Below are 18,852 nucleotides of genomic sequence, written 5' to 3' on the forward strand. Positions count from 1 at the left end.
AGTTAGTTTGATAGTAGCGATTTAGGGTTATTTAGCGTGTTCCATACAAAGAGTCGCGTAAGGTAATGCTTTTAAGCGTTGTTCTTCAATTTTCTCGCCGCAGACTTCACATTCACCATAAGTGCCGTTTTCAATACGGCTTAGTGCATTTTCAACATAGACTAAACTTTGACGTGCTTCGCCCATTAAGTTTGTGCGCATATCGTTTTGACGATAAGAGATGGCTTGATCTTCCCAATGTTCATTGAGGTCGTCTTGTGGGTTTTGGATATGATCCTCGATTTTATTGATACGAGTCTCATATTCTTCCTTGAGTTTTAATAGTTCTTGTTTGGCCGTTTTAAGGTCGATACTCATTGGGTTCTCCTAATGGGTTATTTTTATTGTTGGGGTCATTAATTATTACTAGCAGTTTATTATCACTAACTGCTTTATCATAAACAGCCTAACGATTGAGTACCACCACGAAATGTTACTGATTTTTATTGAAATTTCGCCCATTTTTTATCGTCTAAGCTTACTGGGTGAAATTTATGCAGGTTCTTTATGAGCATCTGCTAGAAAACTGCTAGAATACACCGCCGCAAATTCTTGTTGGGTTGTCTTTATAACACCACAAGTAACAACAGCCAAAGAGCAACCCATTAGATAATTTGAATAATATTATTTAGACATTAATAAAAAGCCACACGGCAGATTAACCATAGATGATGCATAGGAGCAGGTAATGAATTTTTTGCGTATGAGTGAGCTGAGCTTAACCGATAAAGTGGTATTGATTCGTGAAGACTTAAATGTGCCTATTAAAGACGGTAAAGTCAGCAGTGACGCTCGCCTGCAAGCCAGTTTGCCTACCATTAAAATGGCGCTAGAAAAAGGCGCGGCGGTGATTGTCTGCTCACACCTTGGTCGTCCGACTGAAGGCAACCCTGAAGCCATATATTCGCTAGCACCGGTCGCTGAGTATCTAAGCGATAAATTAGCCGCACAACTATCAAAGCCAGTAAGCTTAAACACTGACTATTTGACTGCAGGCGTGACAATCAACGCCGGCGAAGTCGTACTGCTAGAAAACGTGCGCTTTAATAAAGGCGAGAAGAAAAACGATGCCGATTTGGCGCAGAAATACGCTGAGTTGTGCGACGTATTTGTCATGGATGCCTTTGGTACTGCCCACCGTGCGCAAGCATCAACGGAAGGCGTTACCCAAGCCATGCACCAAGCAGGCAAAGTAGCTTGCGCCGGACCTTTATTGGCAGCAGAGCTTGATGCGTTGAGCTTAGCACTTGAAACGCCTGCACAGCCGATGCTAGCAATCGTTGGTGGCTCGAAAGTATCGACTAAGCTTGAAGTACTGCACAGCTTGGCTGAAGTATGCTCACAGATTATCGTTGGTGGCGGTATTGCTAACACTTTCCTAGCAGCACAAGGTCATAGCGTTGGCGCTTCTTTATATGAGGCAGACTTGGTGGATACTGCTCGTGACATCATGAGTAAAACTGAAATTTTATTACCTGAGTATGTAGTCGTTGCTGATAAAAACGACATCAACTTTGATGACTTTACCGGCTCATTACAACAAGCTACTGCAACTATCAAGTCTGTCGATGCGATTGGCGACAATGATATGATCTTAGACATCGCACCAGCAAGTGCTAAGCAATTGGCTGATGCTATCATCAAGGCAAAAACCATCTTATGGAATGGTCCGGTCGGCGTTTTTGAAGTCGATGCTTTCGGTCATGGCACCCAAATCGTAGCAAATGCTGTTAAAGACAGCCAAGGTTTCTCGATTGCTGGTGGCGGCGATACCTTAGCGGCGATTGATAAATATCAGGTGGCTGATGGTGTTAGCTATATGTCAACAGGCGGCGGCGCGTTCTTGGAATTTGTAGAAGGTAAGGTGCTACCTGCTGTTGCTGCCTTACAAATCCAGGAATAGCGCTTAACGATACTTCAGCAGTTGAGTAACAGTAGACGTACAACTTATCGTGAGCATCTAGGTTAGGCTATAAAAAGTTAGGCCATATAAATAATAAAGTATAAGGTGACCACTATGGTTGGCTTTCAATTGATGCTTAACCTGTCAATATGAAAGCAAGAAGTAAGAGTGGTCACTGATTATTATTAAGTGGTAATTATTTGTTTCTATACTGAAAATTGTTATTGCATGTCTAATTTGCACTCTATAAAATAGCGCAAATCATGTATTTGGCATGCTTTATTTACGAGAGGTTTATTATGTTAAAACGTCATTTATTACTTGCTAGCGTACTTGCTGGTACTTTTGCAATCACTGCATGTAGCCAAGAAACACAAGATAAAACGGCAGCTGCCGCTGATTCTGCTGCTGAAGATACTGCTGCTAACACTGATGCTGCCGCTGCTGAAACAGAAGCCGCTGCTGCTGAAGCTGAAGTTGCTGCCCAAAACGCTGGTACTGAAGTTGCCGAAGGCGCTGAAACTGCCGGTGCTGCTGCGACTGATGCACTAGCAAATACTGGCGAAGCGGTTGTGGTAGGCGCCAATGAAGCCGTGTCCGCTACTGCTGGCGTGGTTGCCGATGGCGCAGCTGCTGTTGAAGATAAAGCCAGTGAAAATGCAGTAGAAGCAGAGCAACAGTACTAAAGAGCAACAGTACTAATTAGTAGTTTTAATTTTAAGCATTGGTTGTCAATACTAATTGCTTTATAAGCCCTCAAAATATTTAAAAAGCTTTGGTAATAGCCAAGGCTTTTTTGTATTTAAAACATTTATCTAGCACAGCCAAATCAAAGACATAAGGTATTTGGTTTTATACATATTTTTAATAAACCTGTATAGGCGATAAGTCCTACCAAATAGATTCATAAAAACCGACCGTATTTTTTATAAATTAAGCAAAGAAATAAATAGTCGGCTAAGCGCTACGAAGCGGTGACAATTTTTGCTATAATCACGGCGTAATAATTACGATAAAAAACACCGGTTTTTCGCTGGTCTGGCTATATAAAGCTAGGATTTTAGGGCAATTGTTGCAACATCGTATTTTTAAGAATGATTTCTTAATATCATATTCAAAATTTAATCAGAGAGCGTCTTATGGCTTTAATATCGTTACGTCAACTTCTAGATCATGCCGCCGAGCACAGCTACGGTGTTCCTGCCTTTAACGTCAATAACTTAGAGCAGATGCGTGCAATCATGATGGCGGCCGACGCCTGTGACTCACCTGTCATCGTTCAAGCCAGTGCCGGCGCCCGTAGTTATGCAGGTTCTGCGTTTTTACGTCATCTGATTATTGCTGCGATTGAAGAGTGGCCACATATTCCTGTAGTGATGCATCAAGATCATGGTATGTCACCTGCTATTTGCCAGCGCTCAATTCAGCAGGGCTTTTCATCAGTGATGATGGATGGCTCGCTTGGTGAAGACGGCAAAACGCCAATGGACTATGATTATAATGCCAGCGTGACCCGCGAAGTGGTCAAAATGGCACACGCGTGCGGTGTTTCAGTAGAAGGTGAAATTGGTTGCTTGGGCAGTCTTGAGACAGGAATGGCAGGCGAAGAGGACGGCTCTGGCGCAGAAGGCGTACTTGATCACGAGCAGCTATTGACCAGCGCTGATGAAGCTGAACAGTTTGTTAAAGATACTAATGTGGATGCGTTAGCGATTGCTATCGGTACCAGTCATGGTGCGTATAAATTTACCCGTCCACCGACAGGCGATATCTTATCCATTGAGCGCGTAAAAGAGATTCATGCCCGTATCCCGAACACCCATTTGGTCATGCATGGCTCGTCGTCAGTACCGCAAGAGTGGCTAAAAGTCATTAATGAAAATGGCGGTGATATCGGTGAGACTTATGGTGTACCGGTTGAGCAAATCGTTGAAGCGATTAAGCATGGTGTACGTAAGGTAAATATCGATACTGATTTGCGTTTGGCATCAACGGGCGCTATCCGTAAATTCCTTGCGGAAAACCCAAGTGAATTTGATCCACGTAAATACTTTAAAGCCTCTATGGTTGCGATGTCAGATATCTGTACCAATCGCTTTGAAGCTTTTGGTTCTGCTGGTCAAGCACATAAGATCCGCCCAATCAGCCTTGAAGGTATGGTCGATTTTTATAAATAAGCGTTGCCAATAAGATATGCTCATTTAGTCATAGCGGCGCAGCGTATTTTTAGCACAGTTTCTATATTTAAGCTTGGTACTTATGTACTGTACGTCGGTTCTATAAAAGGTGGTAGATGATGATTGGATTGATTAGCGGACAGGTGCAGTATTTGATGGCGCCGACTGCCTGTGTCATGACCACCTCTGGCGTAGGCTACGATATAGAGCTGCCGCTACCGTCGTTTTGCCAGTTGCGCCTCAATGAGCAGGCGAGCATTTGGACGCATTTCCATGTGCGCGAAGATGCGCAGCTGCTTTATGGCTTTATCGATCGTAAAGAGCGTGATGTCTTTCGTCAATTGATTAGGATTAACGGCGTTGGGGCAAAAATGGCATTGGCTATGCTGTCTGCGATGTCAGCTGCTGAGCTAAAAATGCACGTCGAGCAAGAGTCGGAGGCGGCATTGACGCGGATTCCTGGTATCGGTAAAAAGACAGCGCAGCGTTTATTGATTGAGCTAAAAGACAAGCTAAAAAATATCGAGGTTGATAGTAGTAATTTAGAGTTTGCGATTCAGCCTGCGCCCATTTCTGCTGAAGGTAGTATCATCGCTGAGGTGGAAGGTGCGTTAATTAGCTTGGGTTATAAAGAAAGAGAGGCGCAGCAGGCGATTAAAGCCGCTAAGAGTAATGGCGCTACCTTTGCAGATACGCAAAGCTTACTAAAAGCCACCTTGCAACAGCTATCTGGCTTTTAAGTAATGTGAGCGCGTTATTCTATAGTATCAATAAGTCTTCAACAGATAAGCGACATTCATTGTCGCTTATTTTCGTTTTAGGCTGTGTTTTTTTGACTAGCTGCTTTATGATGTTTTGCATGACTTATACGCAGCGTTTGGTTATGCTGTTTATTACCTAGTCTTTTAAAAATAATTATTTTAATAAAATGATAAAACCTATGATGCAAGATCGTTTGATTAATCCGTTAGAAGGGGCAGGTGATGCGCCTGACTCTAATATTCGACCAGCATTATTGGCTGAATATATCGGTCAGCCGGTGGTGCGTGAGCAGATGGAAGTGTTCATTAGCGCTGCCAGAGGCCGTAACGAGCCTTTGGATCATACCCTTATCTTTGGTCCACCGGGCTTAGGGAAGACAACCCTTGCCAATATCATTGCTCGTGAGATGGGCGGCAATCTGCGCTCAACGTCAGGGCCAGTGCTTGAGCGTCCAGGTGATTTAGCCGCCATGCTGACCAATTTAGAAGAAGGTGATGTACTCTTTATCGATGAAATCCATCGCTTGAGCTCTGTTATTGAAGAAATCCTTTATCCAGCAATGGAGGATTTTCAGCTCGATATCATGATTGGTGAAGGGCCGGCAGCACGTTCTATCAAGCTTGATTTACCGCCGTTTACCTTGGTAGCAGCCACCACACGAGCAGGGCTGTTGACCTCGCCATTACGTGATCGTTTTGGGATTGTGCAGCGCTTAGAGTTTTATAATATCGCTGATTTGACGACGATTGTTAGCCGTGCCGCGCGTTTGATGCGAGTGCCAATGAGTGAAGATGGTGCGGTAGAGATTGCTCGCCGTGCGCGTGGTACGCCAAGGATTGCCAATCGATTATTACGCCGTGTGCGTGATTATGCGCAAGTGAGAGGCGATGGTAGTATCAATGGCGCGATAGCTGGTAGTGCGCTCGATATGCTGGCCGTAGATAGACGTGGGCTTGATCATTTAGACAGACGTTATATCGAGATATTGCAAGAGCGTTTTGATGGTGGTCCAGCAGGGGTTGAAGCAGTAGCAGCAGCCATGGCTGAGGATCGCGGTACGTTAGAGGATGTGATTGAGCCGTATTTGATTCAGCAAGGCTATGTACTGCGTACGGCGCGTGGTCGGGTATTGACGCAAATGGCGATTGATCAGATGTTATAGAATAGTCAATTCAAAACGCACGAGGTATATCTTTAATAACATTGTGCAGGTATAAATTTTTCTCGCTTGCTGTGTGCTTTGCACTCCAGAGGCTTCGAAAAATTCATACCTGCAGCCTCGCATTTGCTTCAAAATAAATGAACCATATTAAAACTAAAAAAGCGCCTACCTTGAATCTATCAATTAAAGGTAGGCGCTTTTTTATACTTATTCTTATAAGCTTATTAATTAGTGGGTAAAGCCTCAGGCCATATCTTGCCGGGATTTAAAATATTCTTAGGGTCAAGCGCTGACTTAATCGCCTGCATCAGCACTAATGCATTACCGTGCTCTTGTTGCATATATTTCTGCTTACCTTGTCCAATACCATGCTCACCGGTACAAGTGCCATCCATCTCAATAGCACGGCTGGCAAGGCGGCTGATAATACCGTCAGCTGTGGCGACTTCTTCAGGGTTGTTGGTATCGACCAATAATAAAACATGAAAATTACCGTCGCCCACGTGACCGACAATAGGTCCAACCATGCCAGATGCTTCGATGTCTTTTGCTGTCTCACTGACGCATTCTGCCAAGCGTGAAATGGGCACGCAGGCGTCAGTCGATAAGGCGCTTGCCTCAGGTCGTAGGGCACAGCTAGCATGATAGGCATTATGCCGTGCTTGCCACAAACGTTTGCGCTCAGCTTCGTTGGTATCCCAAGCAAAGTCCGTACCGCCGAATTCTTCGATGATATCGGTAAAGATTTGCGCTTGCTCAGCCACACCAGCTTCTGTGCCATGAAACTCTACAAATAGCGTAGGTGTCTCAGTTAAATCAAGATTAGCGTATTGATTACAGGCTTTTATTTGCATCGCATCGAGCAGCTCAATACGGGCAATGGGCAAGCACATTTGAATGGTCAACATCACCGCTTGACAAGCATCCTCAATCGTTGGGAAGTGACAGATGCCGCTACCAATACATTCGCTAATACCAAATAACTTGAGCGTGACTTCGGTGACGATACCAAGCGTACCTTCTGAACCGATCAGCAATCGCGTCAAATCATAACCAGCAGCAGACTTTTTAGCACGGGTGCCGGTGCGGACAATATCTCCACTTGCGGTAACGACTTCAAGGGCGAGTACCACATCTTTCATGGTGCCATAGCGGACAGCATTGGTACCTGACGCGCGAGTAGCGACCATACCGCCGATACTGGCATTGGCACCGGGATCTATGGGAAAGAACAAGCCGGTATCACGTAAATAATGGTTAAGTTGCTCACGTGTGACACCGGGTTGTACGGTAACGGTCAGGTCTTCATTATTAACCTGCAATATCGCATCCATGGCATGCATATCAATACATAGCCCGCCATAAGGCGCATTTAATTGACCTTCTAAGGATGAACCAATACCAAAGGCAATCACTGGCATCTGATACTGATTGCAAATCTCAACCGCAGCAGCAACCTCGTGTTTATCCTGTACCGTCAATACCGCGTCGGGTGGCTGATTGGCAAGCCACGTCATGGTATGACCATGCTGCTCACGTATTGTTGTATTGGTGCTCAGTTGTTTGCCAAAGCATGTTTGCAAAGCGGCAATAGCATCACTATGATTTGGTTTGACTGAATCATGAGACTGAGAAGGTGATGTAGATGATATGGTCGACATAGGTAAATTCTCCATATAAGACGTACTTTAACTAAGTAAATTAGATGGCAAATAAGATAAAAGTTTAAGCTCTAATTCCTTTTGATTGTNNACAATCAAAAGGAATTAGAGCTTATTAGATTAAAATTTAACTTTTATAACTATTAACGGGTATTTTTTGTCGTTAAAAAATCAGCAATCTAAGCTAGAACCCGCCAAATAACGACAATCATAGCCAATAAATAAAAGATAGGCGCAAACCAACCGACTTGTGTGGCGATGGCAATAAACACGGCAAAACCTGACAGCGCTAGCCAATCACGGCGACGATCATTGAGCATATCAGCGCGAATTTGTTGTATCTCTCGTAGCTGACTGTCTTGGCGCGACCCTTGTGAGGCAAGGCTTTGTAGACCTTGGTCTAGCAGCTTAGGAATATCGGTGGTTGATAATAAAATCTCTGGCAACTGCTGGCGTAAGTGTTGCAAATTACGCATCGGATCGAGCTGCTCTTTAATCCAGCCGCTTAAAATGGGCTTGGCGAGTGACCAGATATCAAGGTCAGGATATAAATCACGACCCAGTCCTTCGACATGCACCAAGGTTTTGAGTAGCAGCATTAATTGCGGTGGAATACTCATATGGTGGCGACGGGCGATATCTAAAATCTGCATCAACACACCAGCAAAGTCGATATCATTAATGGATTTTTGTAGCATTGGACCGACAGTGCGTTTCATATCGCGCATCAAGGCATGCTTATCGGTATTGGGCGGTATCCAACCAGCACGGCTGACGATATCAACCATCGCCGTAAAGTTATTATTCATTACCGCCAAAAGCATGCGCGCGACAATAAGTTGGTCGTCTTTTGATAGCGTACCCATAATGGCACAATCAAGGCCGATATAGCGTGGCTCATGACCCAAGTCAACCGCTGCCATATTTGCAGTGAGCGTTTTAACCGGCGGCGTTTCTACAAAGACATTACCCGGATGCATATCGGCATGGAAAAAGTTATCGCGAAATACTTGGGTGAAAAATATCGTTAAGCCTTTTTCTGCCAGTGCTGCACGGTCATAACCAAGCTTATCAAACACCTCAACCTGCGAGATAGGAACGCCTTGGATACGCTCCATGACCATGACGTTTTTGGCCGCATCATAAACTTCAGGCACATACATCAGTGCTGAACCCAAGAAGTTATTACGCATCTGCGTGGTATTGTCTGCCTCTAAGGTCAAATCCAATTCATTAAGCATGACTTGGCGATAGTCTTCGACAATATCAACGATATGGATGGCACGCGCCGCTTCGATACGCGCCGATGCCCAATTGGCAAGCTCACGTAATAGTTCAAAGTCAGCAACGATGGTGGTGCGTATATCAGGGCGAACGACCTTTACCACTACCTCACGTCCATCGTGCAGAGCCGCCGTATGTACTTGGGCGATAGAGGCTGCTGCTAACGGTTTAACGTCAAAGCGGGCAAATAGCGTTGCGATAGATTGACCCAAACCATGTTTCGGGTCTTGGATTTGGGCAATGGCAACGTCAGAGTCGAAAGGCTTGACTTTGTCTTGCAGTTGCACCAATTGCTCGATAATCTCAGGCGGCACCAAATCGCGACGCGTCGAGAGCAGTTGTCCCAGTTTCAAAAATAACGTACCCATATCTTCAAGCGCATATTTTATGGCATTAGGCTGATGTTTTTTACCCCAAGCAGCTGGATGCAAGCGAATTAAACGCGCTAAAGGTTGCAGCTGCGGCGCTTCTTCGACAGACAAATGGGTATCAATGCGATAAGCGGCGGCAATACGCCAAAGTTCAAGCAAGCGGGCGCGATGGGATAGTAGCATGGGATATAGGTACTCTAAAAATTCGAAAATAGGCTAGATATTGTATTTTTCATAACAGTAGATGTTTATAGAGAGCATTTAAACAATTTTAGCATCTACGTATTATTAGCTATTATTGCTTAAACGTGCTTGCTCATCTTTGATAGCAGCAAGCTTAGCTTCTTCTCGCTCAATATCAGCACGCAGCTTTAATAACTGCTGTTTTAGATCATTGACTTCGGCGGCTTCCATCGGGTCAGAAGCAACATTACCGGCTACATCATTGGCCCAGTCGCTGACATCATTAAAGGCGCGTTTGGCACTATGACGCCAGCTGCCTTTTAGCTGTGAGATGAGAAGATGCAGTTGGCTGGCCATCGGTTTACCAATAAAGGGCTCAAGCTGTCCGGCGACATCAGGGTCAAAACCTGCGACCAGTTGTTTAAGTTGCATCAGCACTTTGTAATCACCGGCGATAGGCAAGTTGCCCTCAGTGCCGCGCATCAGGTTGAGCAGCTGCGCAGGATTATCAACGGTAATGATGCAGTCTGGACGACTATGGCCAAGACGCGCACGCTCTAGACTGGCTTTTTGGCGCTCATTCATATTGCCGCTTGGCTCAAAGACACTCTCAGTCATGACCGGCTCAAAGCGCAAACGCTCATCGGTAAATAAGACGTCCAAATTCACCTCAGGCGTGCCCATATTTAGACGCAGCACTTTGCCCGCAAGCGGTGCCAGACCAGCTTTGGTAATCTCATCGCTGGCAATGGCGATATTAATCAGCTTTTCGGCACCCGCCAAAAGTAATACAGTCAGCATAAGGCTCTCGCATGTTTGGTTGAGCGCCATAAGCGTGGCGCATATTTCAAGATTGGCTGTTATGACGATCATTAAACGCCTGCCTAATAGCAGCCGTTTTTACATTATGAATAAGCTTGTATAGCCAGCTTTTATCACTAGATATTAAGCATAAATAACGTGTTTATGCTTTAAAGCCGCGATGGACCGCGACGATACCAGCAGTCAAGTTATGATAATCGCAATTTTCAAAGCCTGCTTGTTGCATCATCTGCTTAAGTGTCTGCTGATCAGGATGCATACGAATCGATTCTGCCAAGTATTGATAGCTTTCAGCATCATTGGCAATCAGCTTGCCCATAATTGGCAAAGCAGTAAATGAATACAAATCATAAGCTTTTGATAAAGGCTCAAAGACAGGTTTTGAGAATTCTAAAATCAGTAAACGCCCGCCTGGCTTTAGCACGCGATACATAGATTTTAGGGCCGCGTCTTTGTCTGTGACATTACGCAGACCAAAGCTGATAGTCACTAAATCAAAGCTTTCATCATCGAATGGTGCCAATGTTTCAGCGTTTGCTAAGACAAAATCAACGTTATTACAGCCAGCATTGATTAAGCGCTCACGACCGACTTCTAACATCGCTGCGTTGATGTCTGATAACACCACATGACCATTGCGACCGACTTCACGGCTGAATACTTTAGCCAAATCGCCCGTACCGCCAGCGATATCGAGCACCTGCTGGCCGGCACGTACACCTGATAAGCTAATCGCATAACGCTTCCATAAACGATGAATACCAAATGACATTAAGTCATTCATAATGTCGTATTTTTTGGCGACTGAGGTAAAGACATCAGCAACGCGCGCTTGTTTTTCAGCTTTATTGACCGTTTTATAACCAAAATGCGTTTGCTCATTACCATCAGTATCAGGCGTATGCGGGTTATTGATGTCATCACGTTGGTTAAATAGCGTTTGTTTGGCGGTTTGTGCTTGCGCAGCAGTAGGGTTGGCGCTGTTGTTTAATGTGGCGTTAGCGTTAGTGGTATGGTTTGGCATAGTCGTTTGTTGACCTTGTGGGGTTCCGGTTGGTAAGTCTTGCACTTGGGTGAAGTCATTATTGTTGTTATCGACTGCGGCATTTTCATTAAGCGTCGTATTAGAAACATGGTTTTGACGCGCTTTTACTTGCGCGGTGATATTTTGATTGTTAGTGATACTGTCTTTGACCAATTTATCTTGCAGGTGTCCATGAGAAGTCGCATCAGTTGCAGCATTGTTATTTGAATGATCAGTCATACGTTTATCCTATTATTCGTTTTTATGATGGCGTATTTTAGCGCTGTTTAAGCCTCATTTGAGCATTGTTGACTCATTATCTAAGTATAGTTTAATCAGTAACAGCGCCGTGAGCCACGTGCATTATTTGACCCTATCATACACCAAACGTTGCTGGCTTACCGCCATTATCCGTGTTGTGAACTTCGTCAATAATCTCAAGCTCACGCTCACAAAACGGTTCGATAAAGCTGCTGACGCTTTTTAGCGGTTTCATGGCTTTAAAGCCTGCATCAATAAAGTCGTAAAGCGGTTGGAAGTTATAGCGGTACGCGGCGCCTTTCGCCATTGCAAAGGCTTTTTTGAGCATAAAGGAGTTCAGATCTTTATCGGTACGATAGCAAACTTCCTTTAGGTTGTTAATTTGCACGCGGCGCTCATCTGCCTCATCGACAGCGCGATAGGCGGCAAGCATATTCTCTTCATTAACCGCTAAATCTTGAGCAAGCAGCCACTCAGCCAAATGCAAATCAAGCTCAATGGCTAAGATAGACGCTTGAATGCCCATGCTACCAGCTTCTAAAGAAGACTCTTTGGCAAGGCGCTCAAGTTTTTTGGCTTTAGGAAGGATGCGTCCTAATTGCTCTGCCAATACTTTAAATTCATCACCACCATACAGTTGGGTTAAGAAATAATCTGCCATTAATTGGTTTTTTGGTTGTTCAAATAGCGCGCTGTGCGTACGCTTAATACGCGCTTGTTGCCATGCTTGCACTTCTTTAAGTTTCGTGTTTAAGGCAGCATCTTCATGGTGTGGCAGCGCCCAAAAACGGTTTAAGTGCTGTTGTAAATTGGCTAAAGCAGTCATGGCAGGTAATCCTATAAAAAGTAAAAATAACAATCAATCAAATTGATGGTAAAAGGGCTGAGAGGGTACTAAATTTTATACTTATAGGCAGCTATTAAAGCATGCTCGCAAGATTTTGTTCACCTTAAAAGAAAATACCGCAGAATACAAATGCCAAACTGTTACATAGCAGGGTTATTTACTAAATTTACGCAATGCTATGATTAACTAAAATGGTGATTTTAAGCGCTGTGATAAGTGTTGTAATCAGTATTGTAATCAATGTTATAAAAACAAAGCACTTATAACATAGCTATGTAAATATGAAATGGCTAGGCAAAGAAAATCATTCATACAGAACATCCATAAAAATTGTATAACGCCGCATAACAAAGCATAAAACATTATCTAATAATAAAGCGAGTATGGACATGAGCAAAAAAAATGATACGACTGAGGACCAAGCGCCACAAACTGTGAGTGACCAATTTAGTAAGCAAGTCATCGAGCAGCGCTTAACACCCAATCCGTTAAATCTCTTTTCTATGGACAAAGATACGCTGCGATTGGCATTGGTCACCGCCCAGTTTGCTCTGCGTGCTACACGGCAGCAAACACCGCCAACTATTAATAAACCAACAGGATTATTGGTGCTGGTCAACGGTATGGAGCAAGCAGGCAAGGGCACAGCCGTCACCCAGCTGCGGCAATGGGTCGACCCGCGTTTACTGAAAGTCGAGGCAACCATTGGTGATTGTCCCTTAGAGCATCAGCCGATTTGGCAGGCACATACCAAGGCGCTGCCGCGTCATGGCGATGTCATGGTTTATTTTGGCAACTGGTATGCTGATTTGCTCTATAACGTCATGCGTATGGCAACCCTAGATGAAGATAATAAGGTTAAAAAAAGTAAGGATAAGAATAATAACCAGCTGAAAGATAAAGCGTTGCCTATCACTGAATGGCAAGACTATTTAAAACAAGCGCTGACTAAGTTACAAGCCTTTGAACAAGACCTTGCTGCTAATCAAACCAAGCTGCTTAAATGCTGGTTTCATGTCGATATCGAAACCTTGCAGGCGCGGCTTAATGACGACAAGGCTGATCCAGAGTTTTTATATCAAATTGATTGGAAAAACAAAAAGGTCGTCGAAACTTTTAATGAAGTGGCAACGGCGCTATTACGCCAGCAGGGAGATTGGATTATTATCGATGGTGATGACAAATCACAAGCAGCCATGCATTTTTGTCATCAAGTGTTGCAAGCGATGCAAACAGCGTTAGCAAGCAGTCGTATAGAGGAAAGCGAACAGCTAGAAAATGTTAAAAAATTCGAGCCAGTAAAAGTCCCTAAAATTTTGATAAATATCGACGATACCGAGGTAGATAAGTCTGAGTACCATGAAGCGCTTGCCGATAAACAAGCGCGCCTTGCTGAGTTGCTACGTGCGCGTAAGGGTCGGCATGTGGTCTTTGCCTTTGAAGGTATGGATGCGGCTGGCAAGGGTGGCGCTATTAAAAGACTGGTTGCGCCGCTCGACCCACGCGAGTATCAGATTTATAATATTGGCGCGCCGATGCTGTATGAATTACAACACCCTTATCTATGGCGATTTTGGACCAAGCTGCCCAATGAGCAGATCGATCGTATCAGCCGTATCGCTATCTTTGACCGTACATGGTATGGGCGCGTATTGGTCGAACGTATTGAGGGTTTTGCGACTGATGCAGAATGGCAGCGCGCTTATGATGAAATCAATCGCTTTGAGGCAGATTTGGTAGCGGCTGGCACGATAGTTATCAAATACTGGCTTGCCATCGATAAGAAAGAGCAGCTTAAGCGCTTTGAGGCGCGCGAAGAGACCCCGCATAAGCAATTTAAATTGACCGATGATGATTGGCGCAATCGTGATAACTGGGCAGATTATGTGCAATCGGCAGCTGATATGCTGGCACGTACAAATACAGAGGACGCTCCTTGGTGTGTCATCGCCACCAATGAAAAGCGGCAAGCGCGCCTAGATGTATTAGACCATGCCATTGAGCAGCTATCTTTAGCACTGCCTGATAACTGATTAAAAGGTTTGAGAATTGATTATATTTTGGCTCAGCCAAATTATAAAATATAACAACAAATTTTCACTAAATTGATAGGTTTTATAGCGCTTACATTCACAGTTACAAATCTCGCAATATCATCATGCATTCTGTGTCTATATTTAATATAATAGGCACATTATAAATTCTGCTTTCTACAAAATAGCTCAGCAGTCGGATACTGTATTTGTCATATAAATGCTTTAATCATTACTCATATATTTGTCATAACCAACGCTATCACTATAAAAACCTAAGCCGCAAGCTGCTGTAATCGGATGATTTGGCAATACTACTTGCGGCTTTATGGCATTTTGTGTGATGGTTTTTTACCTGATATTTTTATCATAGGCAAACTAAGCTAGATATTAGTGCTAGGTATGAGTAGAAAATAATGGTAAACAGACGAGATCGTCTGAGTGATGGATCAATAAGGTATTGCAGGCTAGTTATTCAAACCAATTTTCAAACCGGTGGTTTAAAGCCGTGGTTTAAAACAGTATTTCAACAAACAAGTTCAAAAAACAGTATTTCAAAAAACAGTATTTCAAAAACACGTTGCGTACACGCTATCATAATATTGGGTGGTGAAAACAACACCGTTCATAGCGCCGCAATGTCATCAATCACATATAATTTCAATCAGCTTACGCAGGACGTATCAACGTATGGGTATTAGCAGCAGTTCTACAGGACCAACCAAAGCAGTCGGTTCTATGAGAATCAATCTATTTTTTGCCATTTTACTGATTGCGATGACCGCTTACTTTTTATGGTGGGGTCTAGATTACACCATGCATCAGCAGACGACGCTATTTATCGTAGCGACGGCTTTTGGTGTGTTTATGGCATTCAATATCGGTGGTAATGACGTCGCCAACTCCTTTGGTACCTCAGTGGGTGCGGGGACGTTGACCATTCCGCAAGCCTTGGGTATCGCAGCGATATTTGAAGTGTCGGGCGCGGTGTTGGCAGGCGGTGAAGTCACCGATACCATCCGTAGCGGTATTGTCGACCTAGATGGTCTGTCGGTCACGCCCAACCAGTTTATTTATGTCATGCTCTCAGCGCTTATCGCTGCTGCATTTTGGTTGTTGTTTGCGACCAAAAAAGGTCTGCCCGTTTCAACCACTCATGCCATTATCGGCGGTGTGGTTGGTAGCTCCATTGTATTAGGCATCTCGTTAGGTGGCACCGAAATGGCGTTATCTACGGTGAATTGGGGCACGATTGGAACGATTGCTATCTCTTGGGTCATATCACCATTACTCGGCGGCGTCTTCTCCTACCTGTTATATGGCCAAATTAAGAAAAATATCATTGAATATAATGATAGAACAGAAGCACACATTGCGACGCTAAAGGGCGATAAAAAAACCTTAAAGCAAAATCACAAAGAGTATTTGGATGGTCTGACCGAATCAGAACAACTGGCTTATACCTCAGCGATGTTACGTGATCAAGAAATCTATAAAGATGATGATTGCGACGTTGAAGATTTAGAAACCGATTATTACAAGCAGCTTTATGAAATTGAAAACGAGCGCAGCAACCTCGATACCCTAAAAGCATTAAAGCAATGGGTACCTATTATTGCGGCTGCTGGCGGCGCGGTCATGGCCTCTTTGGTTATCTTTAAAGGCTTAAAGAATGTCAATAATGGCATGACAACGCTGCAAGGCTTTTTAATCATGGGCATGATTGCAGCGCTAGTATGGCTTGCGACCTATATCTATACCAAGAGTATCCGCGGTAAGCATAAGGAGGATTTGACCAAAGCGACATTTATTATGTTTAGCTGGATGCAAGTCTTTACCGCGTCAGCCTTTGCCTTTAGTCATGGCTCAAACGATATCGCCAACGCCGTCGGTCCTTTTGCCGCGATTATGGATGTTATCCGTACCAATAGCATTGCTACTGAAGCGGCAGTACCACCTGCAGTTATGCTAACCTTTGGTGTGGCGCTAATCGTTGGTCTTTGGTTTATCGGTAAAGAAGTCATTCAAACCGTTGGTACCAATCTGGCAAAAATGCATCCCGCTTCGGGCTTTTCCGCGGAACTGGCTGCTGCTGCTGTGGTGATGGGCGCTTCAACCATGGGGCTACCAGTATCGAGTACGCATACCTTAGTTGGTGCGGTACTTGGCATCGGTATCGTCAATAGAGACACCAACTGGGCACTGATGAAGCCTATCGGTTTGGCATGGATAATTACCCTTCCTGCCGCCGCTTCAATGTCAGCTATCAGCTATATTTTCTTAAGTAATATTTTTTAAGATAAAGTTTTTTAAATGACACTTTTAAAGTAGTATTTTTAAAGCCATGTTTTTAGAGTATTGTTCTTAAAGAAGTATTCTTAAGGTGGTTTTTTAAATTAAAGCCGTATGAGTTTTTAACAAGATTTTAACGGTGAGACTTTACTACTTTATTTAACAGCATAAAAAACGCTTATCAGCATCATGCCGATAAGCGTTTTTTTATATCAAAATGAAAATTAGTTTAATCAAAATGAGTTCTATTCGGTGCCAAACTGTTTACGTTTTTTGGCAAAGAAGCGGTCTAAGCGATCCATGGCATCTTCTAAATCGTGCAGGTTGGGTAAAAATACCAAGCGGAAATGGTCGGGTGCATCCCAGTTAAAGCCGGTACCTTGTACCAGTAAGACGTTTTCTTCTACCAATAAATCCATCATAAACGCCATATCATCTTCGATAGGGTAGACGGCAGGATCCATTTTTGGAAAGCAATAAAACGCCCCTTGCGGCATGGTGCAAGAAATCCCTTTAATGGCGTTTAAGCGTGAGACCGCCATTTCGCGCTGCTTATAGAGACGGCCTTTTTTAGAGGTCAAATCTTTCATACTTTGATAACCGCCCATCGCGGTTTGAATGGCATATTGCCCTTGGACGTTTGAACATAGGCGCATAGACGCCAGCATATCCAAACCTTCAATAAAGTCAGCAGCGTGGTGTTTTTTACCAGAAACCATCATCCAACCAGCGCGGAAACCTGCGATACGATGCGACTTTGATAGACCGTTGTAAGACAGCACAAGCACATCATCGGTCAAGGTGCTCATCGGTGTATGTTCCATATCATCATAGAGAATACGGTCATAAATCTCATCGGCCATGATGATTAAATCATGCTCTTTTGCGACTTCGATAATCTGCAGCAGCAATTCGTCGCTATACAGTGCACCCGTTGGGTTATTGGGATTAATAACCACGATGCCTTTGGTTTTAGAAGTGATTTTAGATTTGATGTCTTCGATATCAGGATGCCAATTGTCGTCTTCATTACAGCGATAATGCACGGCTGTACCGCCTGCTAAGTTGGCGGCTGCCGTCCAAAGTGGGTAATCAGGCATTGGCACCAGGACTTCATCGCCATCATTCATGAGCGCCTGCATGGTCATGACAATCAGCTCAGAGACGCCATTACCCAAATACACATCACGCACATCGACAGCAGATAGCAGGCCTTTTGATTGATAATATTGCAAGACCGCTTTACGAGCCGCAAAAATCCCTTGTGAGTCTGAATAACCCGTCGCTTCTGGCAGGTTCATCGCCACATCACGCAAAATCTCATGCGGTGCTTCAAGACCGAACGGGGCAGGGTTACCAATATTAAGCTTTAAAATGCGCTTACCTTCGGCTTCCATTTTATTAGCCGTCTGCAGCAGAGGACCGCGAATATCGTAGCAAACGTTTTGTAATTTATCGGATTTTTTTATTGTGTTCATAGAGTGCCCACTCATAGGGTTGTTTTGTGAATGTGGTGCTGCTTGATTTGTCATTGGTTGAGCGTTGCTAACTTGCTTGCTAGGTGCTGCGTTTTTATTATGAGCATTTATGCTTTGAGTTAAATCTGCGTTGCTAGCAATATTACTATCGATGTCTATATCACTATTAGCTGCACTTTGCAGCTCACCACGGAGTAGGTAACCTTCGCTACAGCCTAAGATACGCGCTAAGGTCGGCAGCTTCGATGATACGATGCCATTGGTGCCGCGCTCCCAGTTAGAAATAGCACCGCGACTGACCTTTGCGCCTGCTGCGGTCATCGCTTGCGCCAATTGCTCGGCAGTCATGCCTTTATCGCGGCGCAGTTGTACCAATCGTTCGGCTTGCGTGCCTTTGTTCGCCTGCAACTCTTTGCTATCAGCCATCGTTATTTACACCTTTTATTAACCAATCAATGCGTTTGTAATGAAATATGACAATAGAATACTTAGCCATAAACCAGTACTAATGCAAGATATTATTGCAAATGAACTTTCAATGCAAGTATCAAGA

General features: G+C 44.0%; 14 protein-coding genes. 7 read left to right on the top strand and 7 right to left on the bottom strand.

Annotated elements, in window-relative coordinates:
- Positions 1–27: 27 nt before the first annotated feature.
- Positions 28–357 carry a TraR/DksA family transcriptional regulator gene (locus tag B3Q63_RS02575; protein ID WP_201618858.1) on the bottom strand — a complete coding sequence of 110 codons (330 nt, stop codon included), beginning with the start codon at positions 355–357 and terminating at the stop codon, positions 28–30.
- 370 nt (positions 358–727) lie between these two features.
- Here B3Q63_RS02575 and B3Q63_RS02580 point away from each other — a divergent pair, with 370 nt between their 5' ends.
- The 5 genes from B3Q63_RS02580 (at position 728) to ruvB (ending at position 6,043) form a co-directional block, all read left to right on the top strand.
- Entirely contained in the window at positions 728–1,942 is a 1,215-nt protein-coding gene (locus B3Q63_RS02580; protein ID WP_296173414.1) for a phosphoglycerate kinase, read from the top strand.
- Positions 1,943–2,241: 299 nt separating this feature from the next.
- Positions 2,242–2,628 carry a hypothetical protein gene (locus tag B3Q63_RS02585; RefSeq protein ID WP_201624924.1) on the top strand — a complete coding sequence of 129 codons (387 nt, stop codon included), beginning with the start codon at positions 2,242–2,244 and terminating at the stop codon, positions 2,626–2,628.
- A gap of 453 nt (positions 2,629–3,081) precedes the next feature.
- Complete coding sequence (gene fba / locus B3Q63_RS02590) at positions 3,082–4,119, top strand: class II fructose-bisphosphate aldolase (protein ID WP_296173418.1); 1,038 nt, start codon at positions 3,082–3,084, stop codon at positions 4,117–4,119.
- A gap of 119 nt (positions 4,120–4,238) precedes the next feature.
- Positions 4,239–4,859 (top strand): Holliday junction branch migration protein RuvA, encoded by a 621-nt coding sequence (ruvA, locus tag B3Q63_RS02595; protein WP_296173421.1) that lies wholly within the window; start codon positions 4,239–4,241, stop codon positions 4,857–4,859.
- Positions 4,860–5,062: 203 nt separating this feature from the next.
- Positions 5,063–6,043, top strand: a complete 981-nt coding sequence (gene ruvB / locus B3Q63_RS02600) for a Holliday junction branch migration DNA helicase RuvB (protein WP_201563046.1) — start codon at positions 5,063–5,065, stop codon at positions 6,041–6,043.
- Between the two features lie 224 nt (positions 6,044–6,267).
- On the opposite strand, the gene B3Q63_RS02605 is transcribed toward ruvB, so the two are convergent.
- From B3Q63_RS02605 to B3Q63_RS02625, 5 genes are all read right to left on the bottom strand, one after another.
- Positions 6,268–7,704 carry an FAD-binding oxidoreductase gene (locus B3Q63_RS02605; protein WP_296173424.1) on the bottom strand — a complete coding sequence of 479 codons (1,437 nt, stop codon included), beginning with the start codon at positions 7,702–7,704 and terminating at the stop codon, positions 6,268–6,270.
- Between the two features lie 179 nt (positions 7,705–7,883).
- A complete protein-coding gene (locus B3Q63_RS02610; RefSeq protein ID WP_296173426.1) occupies positions 7,884–9,542 on the bottom strand; it encodes an ABC1 kinase family protein in 1,659 nt (552 codons plus the stop codon).
- Between the two features lie 105 nt (positions 9,543–9,647).
- Positions 9,648–10,343 carry a ubiquinone biosynthesis accessory factor UbiJ gene (locus B3Q63_RS02615; protein ID WP_296173428.1) on the bottom strand — a complete coding sequence of 232 codons (696 nt, stop codon included), beginning with the start codon at positions 10,341–10,343 and terminating at the stop codon, positions 9,648–9,650.
- Between the two features lie 163 nt (positions 10,344–10,506).
- Positions 10,507–11,628, bottom strand: a complete 1,122-nt coding sequence (ubiE, locus tag B3Q63_RS02620; protein WP_296173431.1) for a bifunctional demethylmenaquinone methyltransferase/2-methoxy-6-polyprenyl-1,4-benzoquinol methylase UbiE — start codon at positions 11,626–11,628, stop codon at positions 10,507–10,509.
- A gap of 136 nt (positions 11,629–11,764) precedes the next feature.
- The gene (locus tag B3Q63_RS02625) at positions 11,765–12,475 is read right to left on the bottom strand and encodes an FFLEELY motif protein (protein WP_201562927.1); all 711 of its coding nucleotides are present in this window, start codon (positions 12,473–12,475) and stop codon (positions 11,765–11,767) included.
- 410 nt (positions 12,476–12,885) lie between these two features.
- Between B3Q63_RS02625 and B3Q63_RS02630 the strand changes: the two genes are divergently transcribed.
- A complete protein-coding gene (locus B3Q63_RS02630; RefSeq protein ID WP_296173435.1) occupies positions 12,886–14,529 on the top strand; it encodes an ATPase in 1,644 nt (547 codons plus the stop codon).
- Between the two features lie 690 nt (positions 14,530–15,219).
- Positions 15,220–16,827 (top strand): inorganic phosphate transporter, encoded by a 1,608-nt coding sequence (locus B3Q63_RS02635; protein WP_201562921.1) that lies wholly within the window; start codon positions 15,220–15,222, stop codon positions 16,825–16,827.
- 239 nt (positions 16,828–17,066) lie between these two features.
- Here the strand turns inward: B3Q63_RS02635 and B3Q63_RS02640 are convergent, their stop codons facing one another.
- Positions 17,067–18,725 carry an aminotransferase class I/II-fold pyridoxal phosphate-dependent enzyme gene (locus tag B3Q63_RS02640; RefSeq protein WP_296173439.1) on the bottom strand — a complete coding sequence of 553 codons (1,659 nt, stop codon included), beginning with the start codon at positions 18,723–18,725 and terminating at the stop codon, positions 17,067–17,069.
- Positions 18,726–18,852: the final 127 nt, after the last annotated feature.

It is taken from the genome of Psychrobacter sp. UBA2769 (assembly GCF_002352555.1).
In the GTDB taxonomy this organism is placed as follows: Bacteria; Pseudomonadota; Gammaproteobacteria; order Pseudomonadales; family Moraxellaceae; genus Psychrobacter; species Psychrobacter maritimus.